Below are 18,596 nucleotides of genomic sequence, written 5' to 3' on the forward strand. Positions count from 1 at the left end.
GCGCGGGAACGTCCCCTGCGTGGCCTGGGTCCCCTGTGGCGCCTGCGTCGCGTCCGGTGCCTCGGAGGTACTCAATGCCTCCGGGGTGCCCCGTACGTCCGGTGCTCGCGGTGGCGCGTACACACGGGCCGTGAACGAGCGCACGGTCGGGTTCTCGTAGAGGTCGCGCAGGGTGGGTCCAACGCCGTCGTCCCGCTCCCGCAGCAGGGACACGGCGTGGGCGGCGAGCAGGGAGTGCCCGCCGAGGTCGGTGAAGAAGTCCGCCTCGGCCGGCAGTTCGGCGGGCGGAATGGCGAGCGCCGCCGCCCAGGCGTCGCGCACCCGCGCCTCCCGCTCGTCGCGGACAGCGGACGTGGCGGTCGTGGGAGTCGTACGGCCGGCCGCGGTGAGCCGGCGACCGGAGGGCCGCGGCAGCCGGGCGCGGTCGGTCTTGCCGCTGGACGACACCGGCAGCCGGTCCAGGAAGTCGAGTGTCGCCGGGACCATGTAGGCGGGCAGGGGACGCCGCAGGCGATCGGCCAGGCGCGCGGCAAGCTCCTCGTCTCCGGTTCGCCGCCCGTCCGCCGCCCGGACGACGTAGGCGGCGAGCAAGGGCTCTCCGGCGCCGCCGTCGCACGCTCCTGCCGAGCCGTTCCCCCGGTGTGCCGCGCCGCCGGGCATGCCCGCGCCGCCCTGCCGTGGCACGAGCGCCGTGGCCGCCTGTGCGACACCGGGGTCCTCCAGCAGGACGTTGTCGATCTCCTCCAGCGACACCCGGTAGCCGCGGATCTTCACCTCCGCGTCGATCCGGCCCAGATACTCGATCTCCCCGTCCGCGGTCAGCCTGCCGAGGTCCCCGGTGCGGTACAGGCGGCCGTCCCCGGGCGCGAGGGCGTGCCGGACGAAGCGGTCCGCGGTCAGGTCCGGGCGTCCCACGTATCCGCGGGCGAGCCCCGGCCCGCCGAGGCAGATCTCCCCGACGTCGCCCGCCGGCACGGGCCGGAGCCGCTCGTCGAGCAGGACGGCCGTGTACGTCGGCAGTGGCCGGCCGATCGTCACCGGGCGGCCCGGCCGGAGTTCCTGACAGGTCGCGGTGACGGTCGCCTCCGTCGGCCCGTACGTGTTGAGCAGGCGCCGCCCCGGCCGGCTCCACCGCTCCACCAGCGCGGCCGGGCACGCCTCACCGCCGACGAACACGCTGCGCAGGCCCGGCACATCACGCGGGAGGGTCGCCAGCAGCGTCGGCACGCAGTACAGAACAGTCACCCGGTGCCGGTCCAGGAACTCGGCGAGATCGGCCCCCAGTCGTCCCGGTCCGACAGGCCCGGCGACGAGCGTGGCACCGGCCGCCCAGGTGGGCCAGATCTCCTCGATCGAGAAGTCGAAGGAGATCGTCATGCCCTGGTACACGCGGTCCGAGGGCCGGATGCCGTACACGCGGGAGACCACGCGAAGAAACGTGCAGATGCTCGACCGGGCGATCTCCACGCCCTTGGGCCTGCCGCTGGACCCGGAGGTGTACATCACGTAGGCCAGAGGGTCCGGTGTGCCGCTCGCCAGGGTCTCGGGCCGCGTGGCCGGGAGCCGCGCCAGGCCGGCGGCGCATGTGTCGATCTCGACGATCCGGCAGGACCGGCGGGGCACCGTCCCGGTTTCCGCCGTGGCCCCGGCCGCCTCGGCGGCACCGCGCGCAAGGGCGGACGTGGTCAGCACGACGGCGGCTCCGGCATCGCGCAGGATGAAACCGACCCGGTCGGGCGGTGCCGCAGGGTCGATCGGCACGAACGCCGCACCCGCCTTGCACACACCCAACAGGCACGCGTACATCTCGACGGATCTGGGCAGCAGCAGCGCCACGCGGCTGTCCGGGCCCATGCCCAGACTCCGCAGGTGGTGGGCCACCCGGTTCGCCCGGGCGTCCAGTTCGGCGTACGTCACCCGCCGGTCGTCGCACTCGACGGCCACGGCCCGGGGCGTGCGGTCACAGGAGTCCTCGAAGAACCGGTGCGGTCCGTCACCGCCTCCGGCCGAACGGAGCATGCGGTCCCGGCCCGGGGCGGCCGGCGAAGCGGCGACGCCGGAGGTCATGTCGTTCCCCTGGGGTGTGTGGATCACGGACTTTGCGGAGCTCGGTCGCGGAGAACGGTTCTCGGGGTGCCGTGCCGGATTCCCGAAGGCTCCCGTGCCGGGTTCCCGTAGGCTTCGGACGTCGCGTCCGGCCGGCTCCGGTTCCCGGGCGGCCCCCACTGTGCTCCAGCCTGAACGACGCCCGCTGAGAGGACGCTGAGAGCTGCCCGTGGCTGCCCGCGCGCCCCTGCCGCGCAGCCGGCCACCCCTGCCCCGCCGCTGTCACCTTCAGGCGTACAGGGCTCCTCCCACAACCCGAGTGGCCCGCTGGTCGGCTCGGTCCGCGCCCACGGCGCCGCCCCCGGCACGGCCCCGTACGCCGTGACCAAGGCGGGGCTGGTGGCCGTGGCCCGAGCGGCCGCCGCCGGGTGGGGGCCGGCGAGGGTGCGCTGCGACGGAACAGCCCCGCGGCCTCTCCCGAAGCCCGCGACAACCGTGCCCGCATACTGGACGCCGCCCGCGCGGTGTTCGGCGAAAAGGGCCTGAGCGCGCCCATGCGCGAGGTCGCCCGGCATGCGGTGTCGGCCCGGCCACGCCGTACCGGCACTTCCCGACCAAGCAGGCGCTGATCACGGAGACCTTCGCCGAGCAGCGGAGGGCCTGCCACACCGCCGTCCGGGACGCCCTTGCGGACGCCGACCCCTGGCACGGCTTCCAGAGTTTGATCGAGCGGATCTGCGAACTCCACGCGCACAGCCGGGGCTTCGCCGACGCCTTCATGACGGCCTTCCCCGAGGCCATGGACTTCGCCGCCGACCAGGAGCGGACTCTGCGCGCGGTCGGCGAACCGGCCCGCCGCGCCCGGCGGACCGGCCGACTGCGTCCCGGTTTCGTCGTCGACGACCTCGTCCTCATGCTGACGGCCCACCGGGGCCTGCGCGCCACACCGCGTGCCGCCCGGGTCACCGCCTCCCGCCGGTTCGCCGCCTACGTGATCGAGGCGTTCCGCGCCGCACCGGAGACGAGCGCCCACGCCGCTGCCGCCGGCACCGCGCCTACAACTCACCCACCCGCCCGACACACCGTGAACCCGCCATCTGCACTCCCCTCCGCCTTGCAGCCGGGCCGTCTCCCGCGCCCTGCCGCTCCTGTCCACCGCTTCGTCCCCGCCCATAGGTGCCCGTTGCCCTGAAGTCAAGCGTTGACCTGCGCCGATCAGTGCTGCCATGTTGTCGGGCAGCACAGTGCAGCAAGCGCTTTCCGACCGAGCGAGCGGTCGGCACCTTCGCGTCGAGGGGGACGCAATGACGGATCCCGCCCTGTCCACCGGGCCCGGCACCGCTACACCGGGCACCGCGTCGGCCGGCACCGCCGCGCCCGGCCGGCCGCTCTTCAGCGGCCACCACACGCATCTGTGGGGTTTTCTGCTCGCCGGCTGGGTGGTGAGCTACGCCGACCGCACGGTGACCGGGCCGGTGGTCGCCTGGATGATCGAGAACAAGGCCGGCTTCATCGGCGACACGACACACCCCGCGGCACTGGGCGGGCTGATCGGGTCGATGTTCTTCACCGGCTACATGCTCACCCAGTACGCGGGCGGCCGGCTCGGCGACCGGTACGGGCACCGGGAGATGCTCGTCCTCTCGCTGCTCTGGGCCGGGCTCATGACCCTGGCGTCCGGGCTGGCCGGCGGGCTGGTCGGGTTCGTGGTGGCCCGGGTGCTCACCGGGCTCGGTGAAGGCGTTTTCTACTCCAACGACCGGGTGCTGGTCATCGCCCACACCCCGCCGGCGCGCCGCACGGTGGGCCTCGGTGTGGTGCTGTCCGGCCTGTCCATCGGTCTGACCGCAGGCGTGGTGGCGACCCCGCATCTCATCGACTGGGGTGCCGGTTCCCTCGGCATGGGCGGTGCCGCGTGGCGTGCGCCGCTGTACGTCTTCGGGATCTGCTCGCTGGTCGTCTCCGCGGCGAGCTGGGCCTTCTTCCGGGCCCGTGGCGACCGTCCCCTCCGGCTCGGGCCGCCCACCCTGCGGCTGATCGGCTACTCGGTACCGGCCGCCGTCCTGATCACCGCGCTCTTCCTGGTCGCCGACGCCTTCGGCTGGCCCGAGTGGCTGACCGCGATCGGCTCGGGCGTGCTCTTCGCGGCGATGCTGACGATCGTGGTGCGCGGCATCGTCCGGGCCGGGCACGCGGCGGCCTTGCTGCACCGCAACGTGTGGCTGGTCCACATCGGGTTCGTCGCCGTCATGTGGAACCTGTGGTTCTTCTCGTTCTGGTCGGTGCAGATCGTCGCCGAGGCCGCGCACAGCAGTCTGACCGCCGCCGCCCTGACCGCCGCGTTCAACGCCGGTGCCGGGATCATCGGCTTCCCCGTCGGCGGCTGGATCGCCGACCGCCGGGTGCGGGCCGGCAAGGGACGCAAACCCCTCGCCGTGGCGTGCGCCGTCGTCCACACCGTGCTGGCCGCCGCGTTCGGCGCGAGCCTGCTCGCGGGCAAGCCGTCCCTGCTGCTGCTCGGCCTGATCCTGTTCTGCTCCGGCCTGTTCTTCAACGCCCTGCAGCCCATCGTGCACAGCATCCTCGGCGACCTGGCCGCCGAAGAGCACCGCGGATCCCTCTTCGGCCTGTTCAACCTGGTCGCGGAGATCGGGGCGGTGGCCAGCCCGGTCGTCAGCGGTGTCCTGCGTGACGCCACGGGCAGCTGGGCGCCCGGCGTCTTCACCGCGGCGGGCGTCATGGCCGTATCGGTGGTGCTCTACTCCCTCGTACGGGAGAAGCTGCCCGCCACCGCCGCCTGAGCACCGCGCGCTCGGGCGTTCCCGGCCGTCGACGCACCGGGGCCACGGTTGCAGCAGGGGAGGCGAAACGTCTCCCATGTGTGCTGATCGTCAGGCTCCGGTGAGTCGGTCCGCGACAGGGGGGCACAAGCGGGGTCGAAGCTGGGGCACATCGTCGGCCCGGACGGTGGCCCCTGCCCGGCAGCGCCGGGCGGGCGGGGCTCCGGCGGCCCCACCCGGTGCTTCGGCGGGACTCTAGGACCTCGTGAGGCACTCGATCTCGTAGCTGCCCGTCTCCTCGTCGACCGTCACACCATGGGTCTCGCTGCGGAAGCCCGGGAAGCGGCGGTCGAAGGACTCCAGGGCGGTGAGGTAGCGCAGCAGCGGACCGTCGAGGGGGCCGGTGTTCTCGCCGGGCATCAGGACCGGGATGCCCGGCGGGGTGACGGTCACCATCGCGGCGGCGACGCGGTGCGCGGCGTCGGCGAGGCGGACGCGTTCGGTGCCGCCGCGCACCAGCCGCTGGTAGCAGTGCTGCGGCGGGGGCACCGGCCCCCGGGGCTGCTGGGACGCGGCGGCCAGCAGCTCCACCAGGCGTGCCGATCGCAGTTGCTCGTGCATCTGCCGGCACAACTCCCGCAGGGTCGTCCCGGCGTAGCGCCTGGGATGGGCGGCGACCACGTCCGGAAGGACCCGCTCCAGCGGGGCGTCGGTGTCGTACAGGGCCTTGAAGTCCATCAGGGCGTCCAGCAAGGTGCCCCACTTGCCCTTGGTGATGCCCATGGAGAACAGGATCAGGGTCGTGTAGCTGTCGGTCTTCTCCACCACGATGTTCCGCCTGGCCAGATACGCCGTCAGCACCCGCGCCGGAATGCCCTCCGGCGCCATCTCGCCGGCGGCCGTCATGCCCGGGCAGGTCAGCGTCACCTTGACCGGGTCCAGCATGCAGTGGCCCTCGGTCAGCCCGGGAAAGCCGTGCCAGGCGGCGTCCGGCTCCAGCAGCCAACAGGACTGCGTGGTGCGCAGCAGCTCGGGCGGCGCCTCGTCGAAGGCGAAGCGTTCGCCGGTCTCCGGGGGGACGACCTCCTCCGGCTGCCACACCCCGAAGAACCACGGCGGCCGGTCCCCGGCGTTCTCCATCCGCCGGCGCAGCCGCACCATCTCCTGCCGGAACCGGATGGCCTCGGTCACCGCCTCGTTGACCAGCCACTGGCCCTGCGGTCCGTCCATCATCGCCGTCGCCACGTCCAGCGAGGCGATCATCGGGTACAGCGGCGAGGTGGTGCCGTGCATCATCAGCGCCTCGTTGAAGCGGTCGTGCTCGACGGGCGCCCGGGGAGCGGGCCGTACGTGCACCATCGCCGACTGGACCAGCGCGGCCAGCAGTGCGGAGGCCCCGCCGGGCAGGGCGCCGACGGCACCGTCGGCCGGTACCGTTCCGGCCGGTGCGGCCCCCGGTGCCTGGCCCCGGCGCTCCCGGGGCAGGTCCCAGGCGACCAGTGCCGCCGCCAGTCCCGCCTCGGTGCGCAGCACGGCGTCCGCGTCCTCGGCGGTGACCGCCCACCGCACCTCGAACCCGCCTGCCTCCACCGCGTCCCGGATCTTGCGCAGCTGCTCCGCCCGGGCGCCTCGGCGCGCGGGTGCTGTGGAACCGCGACCAGAATCCTGCTGTCGGCCATGCCTCCCCCTCACGTGTCGACGGCGGCACCACGCCGCCGTCCAGGCAAGTGTCCGAGCGCGCCTTGCCACGAGCCTTTCCCCGGACGGCAAACCACCGGGAGAGCGGAAAACGGCGCCGCCGCATCGACCGACCGGAGGCCAGGCCGGGTGCGCCGCTTCGAGCAGGCTGGTGAGGCGGCGACGCCGGGGTGTCCGGGGCGGCTGCCGGCGCGTGCGCCGTGGGTCGGCCGGTGCGGCGGCTCCGGGCTGGTACCGCGGGTACACAGGGCCCGCCGTGACGGCAGGAACGTCACTGCCCGCGCCCGTCGTGCGCGGTGGGAGCGGGGTTCGGAGCCTGTGATTCCACTCCCCTGTTCACGGCAGGTCCCTGGCCGATCGCCCAGGGTATGACCCGTCAGGAGGGCCGATCGGCGCCCGGAACCGAACGGGAAACGCCGACCTCCTTCGAACGACACGAAAGGAACACCCCATGGCAGCCATCAACAAGATCGAGGCGTACCTCTACACCGCGAACGTCGAATCGGCGGGCACGGACGGCTGGGTCTACCTCGGCATCGCCGGCCGTGAGTTCTCCCTGGACTCCAGCAACAACGACTTCCAGCAGGGCCAGACCTTCACCTACGTGCTCGGCGAGGGCGCCAACGTCCTGGAACCCGACTACAACGATCCGCGCCAGCCCCAGCTGGACACCGACGACCCGGACCGGTACCCGGCCTACATCCGCTTCGAGCCCGAGGGCAAGTACCCGGCCTGGTGCCTGGAGCGCGTCATCGTCACCGTCAACCCCGGCAGCCAGACCCCGCACCGCTTCGACAACCCGCGGCTGGTCGGCAGCGCCGACAACCAGCGCATCTGGCTCGACCAGAAGTACGGCAAGGTGCTCTACCTGAAGCGCTACGACGGCTGACACGTCGTCGGACGGGCGCGTGGCCGGAGCCAATGCAGCTGGCTCCGGCCACGCGCGCCCACTGTAGCAACAGGCGCCCAGCCCCCTCAGCCCTTGCCCATGGCCTTGCGGACGACGTCCTTGGTGCGGTCCATCAGGGCGGCGACGGGACCGAGGGCCAGGTTGGCCGCGGCCGACTCGACGCCGGGGTGCGGGTGTGTGGGTGCCACGGCTTCGGCCGCCTTGACGGCCCTGGCCATGGAGGCGAGGGTGGTGACGTCGGCGTGGCGGCGGATGTGGGAGAACTCGTAGCGTTCCTCGGCGCGCGCGTGCTCCTGCACGGCGGTGCGCAGTTCGCGCAGGCGCGGCAGGAACTGCGGGTCGTCGGTGTCCGTCCCGTCCAGTGCGGCGAGCGACTCCTTGGCCTCCTTCTCCTCGGCCAGGCGGTCCTTGACGACTCCCTCCCCTCCCGGCAGGGCACGCCGGGCGAACGGGTGGACGACCTCCTCCTCGGCGGTCTCGTGCACGGCCAGCAGCCGCACCAGGCGGCGAAAGGCGTCGCGGCGTTCCTCGCCCGAACTCTGCTCGACCTCGTCGAACAGGTTGCGGATGTCGCCGTGCTGGCGCATGAGCAGGGCGACCACATCGACGTCGGGGGCCCGGTCGTCACCGGCCTGCGGGGTGTGGATGTCGGACATCTTCGCCGCCCTCACTTCTCGCGCATCGCGGGGTCGGGGTGCTCGCCCTCCGACTGCACCCGGTACTCCCGGCCGAACATCTCGTCGTGCCCGGCCATGACACGGTCGCTGGGGGGCGCCTCGCCGCCGTGGATCTGCTCCTGCATCTTCTCGAACCGCTCGTGCGCCTCGCGCACATAGCCGGCGCCCAGGGTGGTCAGGTCCATCTGGGTGGCCAGCAACTCGCGCAGGTACTGCTTGTTCGGTTCGAAGGTGAGCACGTTGGGCAGCTCGGGCGCCAGGACCTCCTGGGGCTCGCGGCCGTCGTGGCGGCGCATCAGGTCGCAGGCGACGCGCAGGTGTTCCAGCTCCATGTTCAGGTGCAGCTCCCAGATGGCCTTCACCTTGGGGTCGCTCTCCTGCTCCATGAAGGAGTAGTACAGGTAGCACTCGTTGTACTCGTGGTTGACGAGCTGCTCCCACCAGGTCTCGCCCGGGTCGACGAGCGACTCGTAGTGGGTGACGTGCTCCTCCTCGATCAGCCCGATCTCCTGGTACAGCTGGCGGGCGATCGGCTCCATGTAGGTGGGGCCGGTGTTCATGTAGAAGTTCATGGTCTGCTGCTCGGCGGACATGATCGTCAGCGCGTGCAGCTTCGACAGCGGGTTCACCGCGTGCCGGTCGTAGGGGTCGCGGACGTTGTCGTAAGCGTCGCGGTGGTGGAACCGGGTGGGCCGGCCCGGCATGACCTCGGTGAGGTTGTCGACGATCGACTCCGCCTTGCGGTGCTCGATCATCTCGTACAGGTTCGCGTACCGGTACAGGTGGTCGAAGTCCTCCAGCACCCCGAACTGGTAGGCCTGCTGCAGATAGGGGTCCGGCTCCATGCGCGCCACCCACGCCGTCAGGTCCACCGCGACCTGCTCGTAGGCGATCGTCGTCTCCAGCACCGACGACACACCCGGCAGCAGCCAGTTCACCACCTTCTGCTGCTGCGCCTCGATGTACCGGACCCGGGCGAGCTGCCGTTTGATCTCCGGGTCGGCGGTGTGCCGGGCGAGCTGGTGGCTGAAGAGGATCGCCTCCACCTCGATCCCGTTCATCGTGATGACCCGGCAGCGGGTGTAGGGGTCGCACCGGTCGGGGTCGATCGGCTCCACGTTCAGCTCCCGCCAGTTGCGCACCTGGCGGTCCAGCGGGATGCCCCGCTGCTCCAGCGGATTGAAGGACATGGGAAGAAGCACTCCTCGCGAAAGCTCGGCCGCCAGGTGCCCACGGGTCGACGCGGCGGCAGGCCGTTGTCAGGGCACCCCCGGGTCATGTTTCGGCCATCGCGGCCACCGGGCCACCGCACACGCCCGGACGCCCGGACGCTTCCTCCCATCGGGCGGGCGCATGGGCTGTTCGGCCGGTGCGACCGGCGGACCGCGGGATCGTGTGCTTCACCGACGGCCCACGCCCCGCCGTCGTCACGCGCGACCGCGGCTCCTGCGGTGTTCAGCGACGAGGGCTCCGCCCCCATCTCGACGCGGCCGCCGTCATTTCGACCCCGCCACCGTCATTTCGACGCGGCCGCCGTCAGCGCCTCGTCGTCGGCCGCCCCGGCCAGGACGGCGTCCAGCAGCCCCGGGTAGCGGGCGTCGAGATCCTCGCGCCGCAGGGAGAGCAGGTTCTCCCTGCCGGAGGGGTGCTGCCAGATGACGCCGCTCTCCCGCAGCACGCGCCAATGGTGCGTCATGGTCGACTTCGAGGTGATCCCCAAAGTCCGCAGCACCGCACTGCAGTTGTGCTCTCCGCCCGCGTCGAGCACGCGGACGACGGCGAGTCGCACAGGACTGCCCAGCGCGGACAGGACGTTCTCGATCCGAATCTGGTCGCGGTCCGGGTGGAGGCTCATGGTTCCACAGTACCGCGACATATGAACGGTTCCAGCGGCTCGCTCCGGGCATCGCTCGCTCCGGACGCCACCGTCATTGTACGAAGGTTGCCGTACGGTCGGACTGTACGTAAGAATGCGAACAATCACGGATGCGGGGCGTCGCACCCGCGGGGTTGCCCTGCCTCCCCCTCGGCGCAGATCCATAAGGAGCGCACCACCATGTCCACTACCTCCGCGCCGCCCCGGGACCCCCCGGGCGGCGCACGACGCCACCTCGGCTGGATCCTGACGCTGCTGGCGCTGGCGCAGCTGCTGTACGGCCTCGACCTGAACATCGTGTTCGTGGCACTCCCGGAGATCGGCCGGGACCTGGGCTTCCCCGGCCAGACCCAGCAGCTGGTGGTCAGCGCCTACGTCGTCTTCGCCGGTGGCTTCCTGCTGTTCGGCGGGCGGGCGGCCGACCTGCTGGGCCGACGCCGGATGTTCGTGCTCGCCCTGTCCCTGTACGCCCTGTCGTCGCTGGCCGGCGGCCTCGCGACCGGTCCCGAGGTGATCGTCGTGGCCCGTGCCGTGCAGGGCATCGGCGGTGCCCTGCTGTTGCCGTCCACCCTCTCGCTGATCAACACGCTCTTCGAGGAGGGCCCCCAGCGCAACCGTGCCCTGGCGGCCTGGGGCGGCGCCGGAGCCAGCGGTCTGACCCTGGGCGCGCTGCTCGGCGGCGTTCTCACGGAGAACTTCGGGTGGTCCGCGGTCTTCTACGTCAACGTCCCCCTCGGTGGCCTGATCGCCCTGTGCGCGCTGTACGTCATTCCGCGCGACCCGGCCCGCACCGAGCACCGCGCGTTCGACCTCCCGGGCTCCCTCAGTGTCACCGGCGGTGCGACGCTGCTGGTGTTGGCCCTCGTCGAAGGTCCCGAACGGGGCTGGGGGGACGGCCTCGTGGTCGGCGCGTTCGTGCTGGCCGCCCTCCTGCTGGTGGTCTTCGCCCTCGTCGAGACGCGCAGCTCCGATCCGCTGATGCCGTTCCGGCTGCTCAAGAACCGCCACCTGACCGTCGGGATGCTCGTCACCTTCCTGTACATGGCGACCTTCGGTGTCCTGCCGTACTTCCTCACCGTGCTCATGCAGAGCGTGCACGGCTACAGCGCCCTGCAGACCGGCCTCGGCTTCCTGATCCCGTCGCTGGCGATCGCCACCGGCACCCAGCTCGGGGAGCGGTTCGCCAGCAGGATCGGCACCCACACCACCCTGGTCATCGGCTTCGTCGTCGGGACGATCGGCACGGCCGTCCTCGCCTTCGGCTTCGACGCCGACGCCGGCTACGGCCTGCTGGTGCCCGGGCTGATCGTCTCCGGTGTCGGCCAGGGCATCGTGTGGACCGCGATGTGGATCGCGGCCGCGACCGGAACCGCCCCGCAGGAGCAGGGCGTGGCCAACGGCATCGCCTCGACCACCCTCAACATCGGCAACGCCATCGGCCTGGCCGTCTTCACCGTCCTCGCCGACATCGGCACCGAGCACAAGGCCGGCCGGGCGCTGAGGGCCGCCACGGCCGACGGCGAGTTCAGGGTGGTGCTGCTCACCGCGGCGGGCATGGTCGTCGGCCTTCTGGTCACGCTCGCCCTGCGGCGACACGTGCCGCCCGTACCCGCCACCGCGGCCGCGCCGGACGGCGCAGAGGCCCTCACGACGCGCTGATTCACGGACGGCGGGTCCTGGACGGCAGGTCCTGGACGACGGGACCAGGACGGCAGGTCCCGGACGACAGGTCCAGGACGGCAGGCCCTGCACGACGGGACCAGGACGGCAGGTCCCGGACCACGGGCCCCGGGCGACAACTCCCGGACGCGGGTTTCGGGCGGCGGGTCTCGGACGGCGGCCTCCGGGTCGGCGGCCTCGGCCCGGTTCCGGCCGGGCTTCCGGCGGGCGTCTCCGGGCCGGGTGGCGGTGCGCACCGCCACCCGGCGCCGGCGCCGCGGTCTCACCGGCCGGGGCCGCAGGCTCACCGGCGCGTTTTCGTCGGCCGGGCAGGGGGACCCGGCGTCCGTGGCGGCGTACGAACCGGAGCAGCGGGTACGGCTGCCGGCGCTGCGGGCGGGCTGGCTGACGCAGACGTTCGTCCACTGGTCCTACCCGCCCGAGGCGGTCCGGGCGCTGGTGCCCGAGCCACTGGTCGTGGACGAATACGAGGGGGCCGCCTGGGTCGGGTTCACGCCCTTCGTGATGGCGGGCCTGCGCCCGCCCGGCGTACCGGCCGCGCTGCCCGGTCTCCCGGCGTTCGCGGAGACCAACCTGCGCACCTACGTGCGGCACCCCGACGGCCGGGACGGCCTGTGGTTCCTGTCCCTGGAGGTCGCCTGCCCGCTCATGCTGGCGGCGCGCGGGATCGGCGCGCCGTACCACCCGGGTGCCCTGGAGGTCGCCCGGGAGGGCCACACCGTCGCCTACTCCGGCAGGAGAGGAACCGGCCGGGCTTCCTACCGTCTGGTCGTCCGGCCCGGCCGCCCGATCGAGCGGCCCACGGAGCGGGACGTGTGGCTGACCTCGCGCTGGCGGGCCTACACCCGCCGGCTCGGCCTGCTGTGGGAAACCCCCGTGGAGCACGAGCCGTGGCCGCTGGCCGCCGCCCCCGCGGAGGGGCTGGAGGAGACGCTGACCGCCACCGCCGGACTGCCGGCCCCTTCCGGCGCGCCCGTGGTCCACTTCTCGGAAGGAGCCCGGCATGTGCGCCTCGGAGTGTCACGGCCCTGCGCGCCGACGGCCGCCGCGTCCTGAGACCGGCCCCCGGCGTGGGGCCGCGCCCGCCGGAGTCCGCGCATGAGCCGGGCTCCCGGGGCGGGTGCGCGGCCGCGGCTGCTGCGCTTCGAGGGGTGGATCGCGGGCCTGGGCACGTCCTCGGGGACACGGGTCGTGCTCGGCCACTGGCAGCGGTCGCCGTTCGGCCCGTTCAGCGACGTGATGCTGGAGCGGGCCGACGGGGAGCGGCTGCTGCTGGCCCCCACCCGGCAGACCGCGGACTTCATCGGCAGCACCTACGTCTTCGACACCGTGCGCGTCGTCCCCGTGCGGGTCGAGGTCGCGCACCACACCTGGACGGTCACCGCCGGCCCGCTGGAGCTGCGGTTCGTCGCCGAGCGGCGCGGGCCGTTGGGTGCGGTCCTGCGGGCCGTGCCCGGTGCCCTCGCCCGCCGTCCGTGGTGGAGCACGCTCACGGACGGGCCGGCCCGTCTGCTGCTGCCCGGGGTACGGACCCGGGGCAGTGCCGGCGCGGGCCGCCGCGAGTGGTACGGCGCCCGGGTCCTGCGGCCGGTGCGCGTGGTCTCGGCGTTCTTCGAAGGCGCCGACCTCGGTGCCACGACACCGGTGGAGCCGCCCGTCCGCTTCGGCTTCGGGTCGGTGCCGAGGAACCCCTCGCTCGTCCGGGTCACGACGACGGTGGCGCTCGCACCGGAGTGAGACCACGGCTCAGGGGGTACCCGAGTTCGCCGTACCCGACGGGCCGTATCCGACGGGCCGCACCCGACGGGCCGTACGAAGGGAGGCGCCGTGAGCCGTAGGACAGACCGGGGCGACGCGGACGGTGTCGCGGTCCTGCACGGTGTCTTCAACCTGCTGGGCGGGCTGTGGCCGCTGATGCACCTGCGCAGTTTCGAGTGGGTCTTCGGACCGAAGACCGACGTGTGGCTTCAGAAGACGACCGGCGGACTGCTGGTCTCCGCCGGCCTCACCCAGCTGGCGGCGGCGCCCGATCCCCGGGGGCGGGCGCCGGCCCGCCGCATCGGCCTGGGCCCCGCGCTGACCCTGCTGGCCGTCGATCTCGTCTACGTCCCCCGCCGGCGCATCCGGCCGACCTACCTCCTCGACGCCGCGATGCAGACGGGCTGGATCACCGCCTGGCTGCGCAGGCCCGGCGGTTAGAGAGACGGCCGTCAGGGGTCGCCCGGGACGATGAACGGCCGCGTGTCCGCTCGCCGGGACGAGGCGCAACGTGCGCTACCGGGCCGGCGGCCTGGGCGCGTCCCTCGACCTCCCACGGGCTGTCGGCGGCCGGGCACCTGGAAGTGGACCGCAGGCCGTAGGTCAGTGGTGGTCGGGAAGCGTGAGAGCGCTGTACTCGGCGTGCGCCCGCTCGGCGGGAAGACCGGAGAGAGTGCGCAGCCATCGCCCGCGAGCGTCTGGTCGGACGTGACGAACGGCCTCATCACGTTCTCGTAGGCGTTGAGCGCTTCGCCATCAGCAAGGCTTGCGCCAGGGGTCGAGCTCCGGCTTCTTCAGCATGGACGACAGGTGCAGGCGCCGGGACTGGGAGCAGAAGCTGCTGGTCGGCTCGGCGTACTCCACGTGGAAGACCGCCTTGCCCGCCTCGATGAACGGGGTGAGCCGCGCGCACTCGCCGTACTGCGCGCACTCCTCGTTGACGGCGAAGTCGAAGTCGCCCACCAGCTCGGGGATCTGCGGCAGGTCGTTCTTCAACCCGACCGACAGGCCCCGCTCGTGCGCCATCGCGGCGATCATGCGGTTGTAGCGGAGCTGGTCGCGCGCGGTGAGCGGGAAACCGGTGCGGTTGCCGTAGCCCTCCACCAGGTCGGGCTCCACCGCGTCGAACCCCTTGTCCCGGCACATGTCGAACCGGCGCTCCATGATCGGCCGCAGCACGTCCAGGCGGCGGATGTCCAGCCAGCGCTCGCCCTTCCAGCCGTTGGCCGCGCCGAGCAGCGAACGCGGGAAGGCGTCCTTGTCGGGCCGGAAGTCCTCCCAGGAGCCGACGTTGACGTAGCAGATCACCTTGCGGCCCGCGCGGTGCAGACGTTCCACGTCCGCGGCGGAGTTCTCGAAGCCGTCGATGTCGTAGACGGGCACGTCGATGGAGGGATCGACCCTGCCGTCGAGCTGCCACTGCCAGGTCAGGCCCGGGCGCGGCCGCCACAGGGCCTTGCGCGGGCCGCCGGACGCGGCGGGCGAGCCTGGCCCAGAGGTGCGAGAGGGGCGGCCGGACGCGGACGGGTGCGACGCGCCGGGCGCCGAGGGGCGCGCGGACCCCGGCGCCGTTCCGCCGGCACCGCCCGGGACCTGCGAGCCGCCCGTGCCGGCCGGCCGGTGCGCGCCCTCGCCGCGGTCCGTGCCCGAGCAGCCGGCCAGTGCCGGGAGCGCCAGCGCGGCCGGCACCGCCGCACCCGTCAGTGCCGTCCTCGCCGTCTTCCTCATCGCTCCGTCCCGGTCAACGCGGGGGTCAACTCGACCCAGGGATTGGGGGGTTCGCCCGTCACCGGTCCGCACACGGCCGCACCGCGCTCGCGCGCCGTGCGCACGGCCAGCGGCACCAGCGCCTCGGGCACGCCGTAGACGAGGTGACACAGCCGTCCCGGCTGCTGCCGAGCGGTCCACGACGGGCGGCTGAACGCCGACACATAGGTCGACCAGTGCCCTTCGAAGGTGACCGTCAGATCGGCGAGCCGGGCGTAGCCGGGCGCGGGGTGCACACCCGGGTTCAGCACCACCGTCGCGGCGCCGAGCCGGCGGGAGGAGCGGACCAGCCGGCGACAGGCGGCCAGTCCGTCCGGCGCGGCGGTCACCCGGTCCAGGAAGCAGCCGTCGGCCGCGTACCACTCCCGGTGCCGGCGCACCTCGTCGGCGACCTCGGCGGGATCGCGCGCCCCGTAGTCGGTGTCCACGTACCCGAGCAGGCGCGCGCCGGCCTCCCGCAGCGCGCTCGCCACCGAGGCGAACGCCGCGTCAGGGGCGTTCCCCGGCCCGCTCGCCGGGTTCAGCACCACCCCGTAGGTGTGCGCCGCCGCCCTGATCAGCCGGTGCCAGGCGCCGGGGTCCTCGGCGGGGTGGACGTACAGCGGAATCAGCAGGCTCACGGTGTGCCGTCGCCTCCCGGACCGTGCGGGGCCGTCCGCGCCGCGGCCCACAGCGCGGCCAGTGACTCGTCGAGGGGGTGTTTCGGCCGCCAGTCCAGGGCGGCGTCGGCGGCGGTGATGTCGGAGCACTGCCAGGACACCTCGGCCGATCGGTCCGAGCCGCCCCCGTCCTCCTCGATCCGCCCGGTGAAACCCGCCGTGTCCGCCAGGCGCCGCACCAGCTCGCGGACTTCGACGGCCTCGCCGCCGCCGATGTTGAGCACCGGTGGCAGCGGCCCGGCCGCCGTGACGGCGAGCCCCACCGCCCGGGCCACGTCGCGTACGTCGACGAAGTCGCGGTACGCCGACAGGTCGCCCAGCCGCAGCACCGCACCGGCGTCCGGGCCGGCCGCGCGCAGCAGCGAGGCGATCCGGCCGGGCAGCCCGGTCACCGGCGCGCCGGGTCCCACCGGGTTGCCCACCCGCAGCACCACCGCGTCCAGCCCGGAGGCGGTCACCGCGACCGTGCCCGCCAGTTTGGTGGCCCCGTACGGGCCGAGCGGGCAGGTGGCCGCGGACTCGGTCACCCTCGTCCCCGGCGCGCCCGGGCCGTACTCGGCGGCCGAGCCGAGGTGCACCAGCCGGGCCGCGGGCGCCGCCTCGCGCAACGCCGCGGCGAGCACGGCGGGTCCTCGGGCGTTGACCTCCGCGAGGGTGACGGCGTCGCCGCCGGTCGCGCCCGCGCAGTTGACGACGGCGTCCGGGGCCGCCGAGGCGATCAGCTCGGCCACCCGTTCCGGCGTGTCGCGGCCGAGGTCGATCCGGAGGGCGGCGCCGGCCCCCGGGGAGCGGCCGGCGCCGGACACCCGGGCGCCGGGCAGGCCCCGCAGGTGACCGGTGACGTGGCGCCCGAGGTATCCGGTGCCGCCGAGGACGAGAATGCGCATGGGGGGCTCAGGCTCCCTTGAGCAGCAGCGACTTGCGGGTGGTGAACTCGGCGTTGGCCCGGTCGTAGTCGTCGGGACGGCCGATGTCCAGCCAGTATCCGTCGAACTCGTAGGCGTGCGGCGGACGCCCGTCGGCGAGCAGGTCCAGCACCAGTTCGTCGAAGCCCAGCGGCAGGCCGGGCGTGTAGCCGTCGAGCGTGGCACGGGACAGCCCGTACACGCCCATGGAGACGCGGTAGTCCATCTTGGGTTTCTCGGTGAAGGCGACCACCTTGCTGGCGTCCGTGGTCAGCACCCCGAAGTCGATGTGCACCTGGCGGGCGTACGTCGCGATGGTCAGCGGGGCGTTTGAGGCGCGGTGACGGCGCAGCACGTCGGCGTAGTCGAGGTCGGTGAGGACGTCGCCGTTCATCACCAGGAACGTCTCGGGCAGCCGGTCCCGCATGGTCAGCAGCGGTCCCATGGTGCCCAGCGGGCTGTCCTCGGTGGAGTAGTCGACGCGCATGCCCCACTGGGAGCCGTCGCCGACGTAGGCGCGGATGATCTCGCCCAGATGGCCGATGGCGATGGTGCAGCTGGCGAAGCCGGCCGCGGAGAGCTGGCGCAGCACGATCTCCAGGATGGCGTGCTGGTCGCCGATGGGGACGAGCGGCTTGGGCAGCGCCGTGGTGTAGGGCCGCAGCCGGACGCCCTTGCCTCCGGCCAGTATCACTGCGTGCATGGGCCTCTCCTTCGTGGACGTGCCGACGGGTCAGATGTTGTAGATGCCGGTCTTGTAGCGGGCCAGGTTGGCCGGGTCACGGAAGAACTCCACGGTGTGGGCGAGGCCCTGCTCCAGCGTGTGCGCGGGCCGCCAGCCGGTGGCCTCGGCCAGCCGCGTCGCGTCCGCGACCAGCCGCATCACCTCCGAGTTCGCCGGGCGCAGCCGCTCGGGGTCCTCGCGCACGTCCAGCGGGGTGTCCATCACCTTGCCGATCAGCGCGACGAGGTCGCCGACCGAGATCTCCCCGCCGGTGCCCGCGTTGAACGTGCGGCCCACCACCCGCCCGGCGTCGGCCGTGCCCACGGCGAGGAACGCCTGCGCGGTGTCCTTCACGTAGGTGAAGTCGCGGGTGGGCCGCAGATCGCCGAGGGTGATGGTGCGCTGCCCGGCCGCCACCTGGCCGATGACGGTGGGGATCACCGCGCGCATCGACTGGCGCGGCCCGAAGGTGTTGAAGGGCCGCAGCGTCACCACCGGGGTGTCGAAGCTCGCGTGGTAGCTGTCGACGAGCCGGTCCCCGCCCGCCTTCGACGCGGCGTAGGGGGACTGGGTGTTGATGGGGTGGTCCTCGGTGATCGGCACGGTCCGCGCGGTGCCGTACGTCTCGCTGGTGGAGGTGTGCACCAGGCGCGGTGTGCCGAGGGTGCGGACCGCCTCCAGCACGTTGAGGGTGCCGGTGACGTTGGTGTCCACGTAGCTGTGCGGCGCCTGGTAGGAGTAGGGGATCGCGATGAGGGCCGCCAGGTGGTAGGCGCAGTCGGCCCCCTCCAGCAGTCCGCGGACGGAGCCGGGGTCGCGGACGTCACCGAGGACGATCTCCACCTGGTCCAGGACGTCGGCGGACAGGGTCTCCAGCCAGCCGTAGGAGGAGAAGGAGTTGTACTGGGCCATGGCCCTGACCCGGTGACCCGAGGCGACGAGCGCCTCGGTGAGATGGGAGCCGATGAAGCCCTCGGCCCCGGTGACGGCGGCGAGCGGTGCGGATGTCAACTCGTGTTCCTCTCGGTTGGGTTGCTCGGGGGTCGGGTTCGGGTGCGTCGGACGTGGCGTCTTCTGGGGGCGTTTCCCGATGTGGGTGCCGGGTGGCTCCGCAGG

The 18,596-nt window shown here is 72.9% G+C and carries 17 protein-coding genes and 1 pseudogene; 8 read left to right on the forward strand and 10 right to left on the reverse strand.

The window, feature by feature from the left end:
- Positions 1–2,067: non-ribosomal peptide synthetase (locus GV126_RS30895; protein WP_236570192.1), on the reverse strand; the 2,067-nt coding region annotated here is incomplete at its 3' end.
- Between the two features lie 360 nt (positions 2,068–2,427).
- On the opposite strand from GV126_RS30895, the gene GV126_RS37520 reads away from it, so the two are divergent.
- From GV126_RS37520 to GV126_RS30910, 3 genes and pseudogenes are all read left to right on the forward strand, one after another.
- Positions 2,428–2,592: a hypothetical protein gene (locus GV126_RS37520; protein ID WP_236570193.1), complete on the forward strand. Its 165-nt coding sequence runs from the start codon at positions 2,428–2,430 to the stop codon at positions 2,590–2,592.
- Positions 2,550–3,134: pseudogene (locus tag GV126_RS30905) on the forward strand (TetR/AcrR family transcriptional regulator). The gene GV126_RS37520 and the pseudogene GV126_RS30905 overlap by 43 nt, the downstream one beginning before the upstream one ends.
- A gap of 216 nt (positions 3,135–3,350) precedes the next feature.
- Positions 3,351–4,847 (forward strand): MFS transporter, encoded by a 1,497-nt coding sequence (locus tag GV126_RS30910; protein ID WP_159672813.1) that lies wholly within the window; start codon positions 3,351–3,353, stop codon positions 4,845–4,847.
- 234 nt (positions 4,848–5,081) lie between these two features.
- Here GV126_RS30910 and GV126_RS30915 read toward each other — a convergent pair whose 3' ends face one another.
- Positions 5,082–6,416: an Orn/Lys/Arg family decarboxylase gene (locus tag GV126_RS30915; RefSeq protein WP_236570194.1), complete on the reverse strand. Its 1,335-nt coding sequence runs from the start codon at positions 6,414–6,416 to the stop codon at positions 5,082–5,084.
- Between the two features lie 559 nt (positions 6,417–6,975).
- Here GV126_RS30915 and GV126_RS30920 point away from each other — a divergent pair.
- Positions 6,976–7,413 (forward strand): hypothetical protein, encoded by a 438-nt coding sequence (locus GV126_RS30920; RefSeq protein ID WP_159672815.1) that lies wholly within the window; start codon positions 6,976–6,978, stop codon positions 7,411–7,413.
- 86 nt (positions 7,414–7,499) lie between these two features.
- Here GV126_RS30920 and GV126_RS30925 read toward each other — a convergent pair whose 3' ends face one another.
- The 3 genes from GV126_RS30925 to GV126_RS30935 form a co-directional block, all read right to left on the reverse strand.
- Positions 7,500–8,090 (reverse strand): hemerythrin domain-containing protein, encoded by a 591-nt coding sequence (locus GV126_RS30925; RefSeq protein WP_159672817.1) that lies wholly within the window; start codon positions 8,088–8,090, stop codon positions 7,500–7,502.
- An 11-nt stretch (positions 8,091–8,101) separates the two neighbouring features.
- On the reverse strand, positions 8,102–9,301 hold the full coding sequence (locus GV126_RS30930; RefSeq protein WP_159672819.1) for a hypothetical protein: 1,200 nt from the start codon (positions 9,299–9,301) through the stop codon (positions 8,102–8,104).
- A gap of 326 nt (positions 9,302–9,627) precedes the next feature.
- Positions 9,628–9,966, reverse strand: coding sequence for an ArsR/SmtB family transcription factor (locus GV126_RS30935; RefSeq protein WP_159672821.1), 339 nt, complete (start codon positions 9,964–9,966; stop codon positions 9,628–9,630).
- 201 nt (positions 9,967–10,167) lie between these two features.
- Here GV126_RS30935 and GV126_RS30940 point away from each other — a divergent pair, with 201 nt between their 5' ends.
- The 4 genes from GV126_RS30940 to GV126_RS30955 all read left to right on the forward strand — a co-directional run bounded on the left by GV126_RS30940 (position 10,168) and on the right by GV126_RS30955 (position 13,866).
- On the forward strand, positions 10,168–11,646 hold the full coding sequence (locus tag GV126_RS30940) for an MFS transporter (RefSeq protein WP_201299897.1): 1,479 nt from the start codon (positions 10,168–10,170) through the stop codon (positions 11,644–11,646).
- Between the two features lie 348 nt (positions 11,647–11,994).
- A complete protein-coding gene (locus GV126_RS30945) occupies positions 11,995–12,723 on the forward strand; it encodes a YqjF family protein (RefSeq protein WP_159672823.1) in 729 nt (242 codons plus the stop codon).
- A gap of 42 nt (positions 12,724–12,765) precedes the next feature.
- Entirely contained in the window at positions 12,766–13,404 is a 639-nt protein-coding gene (locus tag GV126_RS30950) for a hypothetical protein (protein ID WP_159672825.1), read from the forward strand.
- Between the two features lie 90 nt (positions 13,405–13,494).
- A complete protein-coding gene (locus GV126_RS30955; protein ID WP_201299898.1) occupies positions 13,495–13,866 on the forward strand; it encodes a hypothetical protein in 372 nt (123 codons plus the stop codon).
- Positions 13,867–14,181: 315 nt separating this feature from the next.
- Here the strand turns inward: GV126_RS30955 and GV126_RS30960 are convergent, their stop codons facing one another.
- From GV126_RS30960 to GV126_RS30980, 5 genes are read right to left on the reverse strand one after another with little or no spacing between them, the layout of a single operon-like run.
- Complete coding sequence (locus GV126_RS30960) at positions 14,182–15,153, reverse strand: endo alpha-1,4 polygalactosaminidase (protein WP_159672827.1); 972 nt, start codon at positions 15,151–15,153, stop codon at positions 14,182–14,184.
- A complete protein-coding gene (locus GV126_RS30965; protein ID WP_159672829.1) occupies positions 15,150–15,812 on the reverse strand; it encodes a spherulation-specific family 4 protein in 663 nt (220 codons plus the stop codon). The genes GV126_RS30960 and GV126_RS30965 overlap by 4 nt, the downstream gene beginning before the upstream one ends.
- On the reverse strand, positions 15,809–16,738 hold the full coding sequence (locus GV126_RS30970; protein ID WP_159672830.1) for an NAD-dependent epimerase/dehydratase family protein: 930 nt from the start codon (positions 16,736–16,738) through the stop codon (positions 15,809–15,811). Before GV126_RS30970 ends, GV126_RS30965 begins: the two co-directional genes overlap by 4 nt.
- A gap of 7 nt (positions 16,739–16,745) precedes the next feature.
- A complete protein-coding gene (locus GV126_RS30975; protein WP_159672832.1) occupies positions 16,746–17,459 on the reverse strand; it encodes a nucleotidyltransferase family protein in 714 nt (237 codons plus the stop codon).
- Between the two features lie 30 nt (positions 17,460–17,489).
- Positions 17,490–18,491, reverse strand: coding sequence for a GDP-mannose 4,6-dehydratase (locus GV126_RS30980; protein ID WP_159672834.1), 1,002 nt, complete (start codon positions 18,489–18,491; stop codon positions 17,490–17,492).
- Positions 18,492–18,596: the final 105 nt, after the last annotated feature.

The sequence above is a fragment of the Streptomyces mexicanus genome (assembly GCF_902506575.1).
In the GTDB taxonomy this organism is placed as follows: domain Bacteria; phylum Actinomycetota; class Actinomycetes; order Streptomycetales; family Streptomycetaceae; genus Streptomyces; species Streptomyces mexicanus.

Bases quoted from the DNA above. Each gene is read 5' to 3' on its own strand.
- GV126_RS30975 (WP_159672832.1), bottom strand. From the start codon at position 17,459: ATGCACGCAGTGATACTGGCCGGAGGCAAGGGCGTCCGGCTGCGGCCC.
- GV126_RS30960 (WP_159672827.1), bottom strand. From the start codon at position 15,153: ATGAGGAAGACGGCGAGGACGGCACTGACGGGTGCGGCGGTGCCGGCC.
- GV126_RS30935 (WP_159672821.1), bottom strand. From the start codon at position 9,966: ATGAGCCTCCACCCGGACCGCGACCAGATTCGGATCGAGAACGTCCTG.
- GV126_RS30925 (WP_159672817.1), bottom strand. From the start codon at position 8,090: ATGTCCGACATCCACACCCCGCAGGCCGGTGACGACCGGGCCCCCGAC.
- GV126_RS30940 (WP_201299897.1), top strand. From the start codon at position 10,168: ATGTCCACTACCTCCGCGCCGCCCCGGGACCCCCCGGGCGGCGCACGA.
- GV126_RS30950 (WP_159672825.1), top strand. From the start codon at position 12,766: ATGAGCCGGGCTCCCGGGGCGGGTGCGCGGCCGCGGCTGCTGCGCTTC.
- GV126_RS30920 (WP_159672815.1), top strand. From the start codon at position 6,976: ATGGCAGCCATCAACAAGATCGAGGCGTACCTCTACACCGCGAACGTC.
- GV126_RS30930 (WP_159672819.1), bottom strand. From the start codon at position 9,301: ATGTCCTTCAATCCGCTGGAGCAGCGGGGCATCCCGCTGGACCGCCAG.
- GV126_RS30970 (WP_159672830.1), bottom strand. From the start codon at position 16,738: ATGCGCATTCTCGTCCTCGGCGGCACCGGATACCTCGGGCGCCACGTC.
- GV126_RS30910 (WP_159672813.1), top strand. From the start codon at position 3,351: ATGACGGATCCCGCCCTGTCCACCGGGCCCGGCACCGCTACACCGGGC.